This is a genomic window from Novosphingobium sp., from assembly GCF_041915465.1.
Classification (GTDB): Bacteria; Pseudomonadota; Alphaproteobacteria; order Sphingomonadales; family Sphingomonadaceae; genus Novosphingobium.
On record NZ_JAYSBK010000147.1, the window covers coordinates 1 to 5,343 of the forward strand.

General features: G+C 66.0%; 6 protein-coding genes and 1 tRNA gene. 6 read left to right on the plus strand and 1 reads right to left on the minus strand.

Translation table 11 applies throughout. The features are described 5' to 3' along the window. The 6 genes from ACE3SN_RS16000 to ACE3SN_RS16025 form a co-directional block, all read left to right on the plus strand. A partial coding sequence (locus ACE3SN_RS16000) for an HU family DNA-binding protein (RefSeq protein ID WP_374531714.1) occupies window positions 1-89 on the plus strand: 89 nt, incomplete at its 5' end. Window positions 90-212: 123 nt separating this feature from the next. Beyond that, window positions 213-297, plus strand: a tRNA-Leu gene (locus ACE3SN_RS16005). 318 nt (window positions 298-615) lie between these two features. Then, complete coding sequence (locus ACE3SN_RS16010) at window positions 616-1,284, plus strand: PilZ domain-containing protein (protein WP_374531705.1); 669 nt, start codon at window positions 616-618, stop codon at window positions 1,282-1,284. A gap of 55 nt (window positions 1,285-1,339) precedes the next feature. Beyond that, on the plus strand, window positions 1,340-2,947 hold the full coding sequence (locus tag ACE3SN_RS16015) for an NAD(P)/FAD-dependent oxidoreductase (RefSeq protein WP_374531707.1): 1,608 nt from the start codon (window positions 1,340-1,342) through the stop codon (window positions 2,945-2,947). A 14-nt stretch (window positions 2,948-2,961) separates the two neighbouring features. Next, the gene (locus ACE3SN_RS16020) at window positions 2,962-3,387 is read left to right on the plus strand and encodes a GtrA family protein (protein WP_374531709.1); all 426 of its coding nucleotides are present in this window, start codon (window positions 2,962-2,964) and stop codon (window positions 3,385-3,387) included. Further along, window positions 3,384-5,204 carry a hypothetical protein gene (locus ACE3SN_RS16025; RefSeq protein WP_374531711.1) on the plus strand — a complete coding sequence of 607 codons (1,821 nt, stop codon included), beginning with the start codon at window positions 3,384-3,386 and terminating at the stop codon, window positions 5,202-5,204. Before ACE3SN_RS16020 ends, ACE3SN_RS16025 begins: the two co-directional genes overlap by 4 nt. Here ACE3SN_RS16025 and ACE3SN_RS16030 read toward each other — a convergent pair. Next, window positions 5,162-5,343 (minus strand): peptide-methionine (R)-S-oxide reductase (locus ACE3SN_RS16030; protein WP_374531712.1); only part of this gene is annotated, 182 nt, incomplete at its 5' end. The genes ACE3SN_RS16025 and ACE3SN_RS16030 overlap by 43 nt on opposite strands.

The window sequence follows — 5,343 nt, forward strand, 5'->3', positions numbered from 1 at the left end:
GCACCGGCGAAGCGGTTTCAGTGCCGGGCAAGCGCGTGCCCTATTTCAAGCCGGGCAAGGAAATGCGCGCCAAGCTGAACGCCGATTGATCGCCTTTGTCGGCGCGCGGCAAGGCTGCGCGCCGCGGCCCTTGCGCTTTCCGGATGCGCTTTCCGGAGGGGTTCGCCTTGAACCACCCTGTCCGATCTGCCACATCGCGCTGGCCTGCTCGCGCGGACGTGGCGGAATGGTAGACGCAGGGGACTTAAAATCCCTTGATCCTTGATCGTGTGGGTTCGAGTCCCACCGTCCGCACCATCTGCAAGCAACCGTGCGCGCCAAGCGCCCGGCTGCCGCTCTGCCCGGCTGCCGCTCTGCCATGCCGGGACGCGGTCAGCGCGTGCCAGGGTGAAAGCGGGGAGTAGATCCGGCGGTCCCGCCACCCGCGGTTTTCTTCAAGCTTGTTTGTACGGGCCCGGATCCCATTGTCCTTGCGCAGTATTTCTACTCATAAGCGGTTTGAACAAAGTTCATAATTCACGCACAATCACCTAGTTTGCGGTTTGGAATTTCTTAGCGACATTTTGTTAGGGCGTAAGTGACTGTAGCCTTGTCAAGTTGCAGGGGAGAACGTCAATGGACCAACCACCGGTGACCGACCCTGAACCCGGCGCAGGACAGGCCGAACTGCGCGCGGCCCCGCGGTTTGCATTGATGATGCGGGCAGTCAAACTGATTACCCCCAGCGGCGAATTCCTCTGCATCATGCGCGACGCTTCGGAAACGGGGGTCAAGGCGAAGCTGTTCCACGCCCTGCCCAAGTCCGAGCGCTATCAGCTTGAGCTTGGCAACGGTGCGCGCCACGAGGTCGATCTAGTCTGGCAGGACAATGGCCATGCCGGTTTCCGCTTTACGGCCGGCCCGGTTGACGTGCGCGAACTGGTTGAGGAGCACGGCGACTTGCCGCGCCGCCAGCTCCGCCTGAAGATGGTTCGACCGTTAAGCGTGATCGTGACGGCCGGCGGCACCGCGCAGGTCGGACAGGTCCAGGACATTGCCCAGAATGGTGGAGCCGTGAGGCTTGAGACGATGCTCGCACTGCGCCAGGCGGTCGAGATCGAAGCATCGGGGATCGGGCGGGTTGCCGGACGGGTGCGCTGGCGACGGGGATCCGTGCACGGCATCGTCTTCCAGCAAGGCTTCGCAATGGATCAGCTTGCGGTGCTGGTCGCTCGGCTGAATCTGGGCGCGGAGGGAAATGACAGCGCCGTCGCCCGCCGGGCCGGAAACCCACATCCGCGTTAACCACTGATTAGGCATTTTCCTTCACTTCTGCCCCTACCAACCAAGTGGGGGCATAATGGCTGTTACCGGCTTTCCCGGCGCGCATAACGCGGCGCCGCAGCGTGAAAAAACCGTCGATGTCGCGATTATCGGGGCGGGCCCGGCCGGGCTGACCGCCGGTTACCTGCTGACCAAGGCGGGCCTCTCGGTCGCCGTGATCGAGAAGGACGCGCACTACGTCGGCGGGATCAGCCGCACGGTCGAACACGAAGGTTATCGCTTCGACATCGGCGGGCACCGCTTCTTCTCGAAGTCGCAGGCCGTGGTCGATCTGTGGAACGAAATCCTGCCCGACGATTTCATCCAGCGCCCGCGCATGAGCCGGATCTATTACGAGGGCAAGTTCTACTCCTACCCGCTGCGCGCTTTCGAAGCGCTGTGGAACCTGGGCGTGGTGCGATCCACCCTCTGCATGGTGAGTTTCGCCAAGGCCAAGGCGTTCCCGAACAAGCGGGTGAAGAGCTTCGAGGACTGGACCGTCAACCAGTTCGGCCACAAGCTCTACTCGATCTTCTTCAAGACCTATACCGAGAAGGTCTGGGGCATGCCCTGCGACGAAATGAGCACCGACTGGGCCGCCCAGCGGATCAAGGGCCTGTCGCTGTGGGGCGCGGTCGTGGACGGGCTGAAGCGCAGCCTGGGGCTTAACAAGGCGCCCAACGACGGGATGCAGACCAAGACCCTGCTCGAAACCTTCCGCTATCCGCGCCTTGGCCCCGGCATGATGTGGGATGCCGCGCGCGACAAGATCGTGGCGAGCGGCAAGGGCGAAGTGCTGATGGGCCACGCGCTCAAGCAGCTGGCCAGCGACGGTAGCGACGGTTGGCGCCTGACCGCGACGCACGATAACGGCGAAACCGTGATCCGGGCCCGGCACGCGATCAGTTCAGCGCCGATGCGCGAACTCGCCGCGCGGCTCCATCCGCTGCCCGCGACCAGCCTCAACGCCAAGGAACTGCGTTACCGCGACTTCCTGACCGTGGCGCTCAAGATCCGCAGCGACGATCTCTTCCCCGACAACTGGATCTATATCCACGACAGCAAGGTGAAGGTCGGCCGCATCCAGAATTTCCGCTCGTGGTCGCCCGAAATGGTGCCCGATGAAAGCGTCGCCTGCGTCGGCCTCGAATACTTCTGCTTCGAAGGCGACGGGCTGTGGTCGATGTCGGACGATGACCTGGTCGATCTCGCCACCCGCGAGCTCGCGATCCTTGGCCTGGTTTCGGCCGAACAGGTGATCGGCGGGGCCGTGGTGCGCCAGGAAAAGGCCTATCCGGTCTATGACGAGGACTATGCCGCCCATGTCGCCGCGATGCGCAGCGAGCTGGAAACGGCCTATCCCACGCTCCACATGGTCGGGCGCAACGGGATGCACCGTTACAACAACCAGGACCACGCGATGATGACCGCGATGCTCACGGCCGAGAACATCCTCGCCGGTAGCCGCGTCTACGATGTGTGGTGCGTCAACGAGGACGCCGAGTACCACGAGGCTGGCGACGAAGGCGAACAGGCCCACATCCCCGCGGCGCGCCGCGAGGTCAGCGACGATCAGGCTGCCGCGCTGGCTTCGGTCCGCGAAGTCCCCGAACGCATCGTCGCCGACAAGCGCGACGCGGCCTGAGGAGCACAGCCGCCATGCACCTGCCCAACCAATTGCTGCGCCGCCTGACCGACGCGACCCTGATGCGCTATGTCGTTGCCAGTGCCCTGGCGCTGGGTTTCGACATGGGCACGTTCCTTGTGGCGCTGCGGGCAGGCGTTCCCGCAGTCGCAGCCGCCGCGCTGGGCTATTCGACCGGTATCGTCGCTCATTGGCTGATATCGAGCCGCGCGGTCTTTGCGCAAGGCGTTGCCGCGCGCGGGGCGCAGCGGACGTGGCAGAAGGCGATGTTCGTTGGTTCGGCGCTGCTTGGCCTCGCACTGACCACCGCGATTGTCGGCACCGGTGCAGCGCTGGGCAGTGATCCGCAAGTGTCCAAGCTGGTCGCGATCGTCATCAGCTTTACGGTTAACTGGCAGCTGCGCGCCCGCGTCGTGTTCCGGCTGGAATCGGCGCGGTGATCTTCGCCGAGCGCCGCCGTCCAGCCTTTACCGGCGAACTGCTGGTTCGCGTCGGGCTGATCTGGCTGGTTGTCTCCGCGATTTTCGTGGCCACCAAGTGGGCCGCGATCCGCGCGCTCGCCCTGCCCGATGCCGACGATACCCTGCGCATGGTGCAGGTGCGCGATCTCCTGGCCGGTCAGCCCTTCTGGGACCTGCATCAGTACCGGATCGACCCGCCGCAAGGCATCCTGATGCACTGGTCGCGGCTGGTCGACCTGCCGCTGTACCTGATCGAACTGGCGCTGCGTCCGATCATCGGGCCGGCCATGGCCGAGCGCGCCGCGCTGGTAATTGTCCCGCTCCTCACGCTCGGCACGACCTTGCTGATGGCCGCGCGCCTTGCCTGGCGGACCCTCGATGCCGAACTGATCGGCTATGTCTGCCTGGTCATCGCGCTGGCAAGCCCGGTTACCGGCCAGATGCAGCCGCTCAGGATCGACCATCACGGCTGGCAGATTGTCGCGGCGCTGGTCGCGCTGAACGGCCTGACCGCGCGCAGCGAACGCACCGGCGGGTTCATCGCCGGCGCCGCGCTGGCGCTGGGCATGACAATCAGCCTCGAACTACTACCGATTGCGGTGCTGTTCGGTTGCGTGCTTGCGCTGCGCTGGCTGCGCGACCAGCGTGCGCGCACCTTCTTCATCAGCTTCCTGCAAGCCCTCGCGCTGACCGGCGTCGCCGCCTTCTTCGCGGTTCGCGGGCTGGCCGATCTCGCCAACCATTGCGACACGCTTTCCCCGGCCTACCTCGGCGCACTGGTAGTGACGGCGGGGGCCGCAACGCTGCTTTCCAGCCTGCCGCGGCAGCCGCGGATCGCCATGGCGGTGGGCCTGGGCCTTGTCGCCGTGCTGGCGGCCGGCACCTTCCTTGCCATGGCGCCCACCTGCCGCACCGGTCCTTTCGCGACGCTCGATCCGCTGGTGCGCGAATTCTGGTATGACAACGTCCACGAGGGCAAGCCGGTGTGGCTGCAGAAGCCGCCCGTGCTCGCCCAGATGATTCTGCCGCCGCTGATCGGCCTCTATGCGGCGCTCAAGCTGTGGTCGCGCTCGCGCGACTGGCTGCGTCGGTTCTGGTTCGAATATGCCCTGCTGCTCGCCGGATCGCTGCTGCTGGCGGTCTTCGTCGCGCGCGCCTCGGCTTTTGCCTGCGCCTTTGCCGCCGTGCCGCTGGGCTGGCAGCTACGCGAATGGCATCGCCGCGCACAGGCGCTGCGCCGACCGCTGCCCCGCGTCGCGGCAATCGCGGCGATGTCCTTCGCGGTGATGCCTGCCTTGCCCTTGCTAGCCGCCAATGCGCTGGCGCCGGCCAAGGCCGCATCTGCCGCGCCCCTGCGCGCGGCGCAGCAGGTCTGCGATATCCCCGCGGCAGCCCCGGCGCTCAACCGCCTTGCCCCCGCAACCCTGTTCGCGCCGATTGACATCGGCCCGGTCCTGCTGGCCAATACCCATCACAGCGTCGTTGCGACCGCGCACCATCGCGCGCCCCAGGCGCTGCATGACGTGATTGCCGCATTCATCGCCGATCCGGCCGCCGCGCGCGGCTATGTCGCGCGGCACGGTGCGCGCTATGTGGTGATCTGTGCCGGGCTGATCGAAGCCGACAACTATCGCCTCGCCGCGCCAAGGGGGTTCATGGCCTCGCTCGAGGATGGTCAGGTCCCGGTCTGGCTGCGGCCCGTACCCCTGGCAGGGCAAAGCGGTCTGCAGGTGTGGGAAGTGCTGCCCCCGGATCAGGCCGGCACGAAGGCCAGCGCCACGCCGTTCATGCAGTAACGCTTGCCGGTGGGCTTCGGCCCATCGTCAAACACATGGCCGAGGTGGCCGCCGCAGCGGGTGCAGTGCACCTCGGTGCGCGGATAACCCACTTCCCAGTCGGTCGATGTCGCCACCGCGCCGGGCAGGGGCTTCCAGA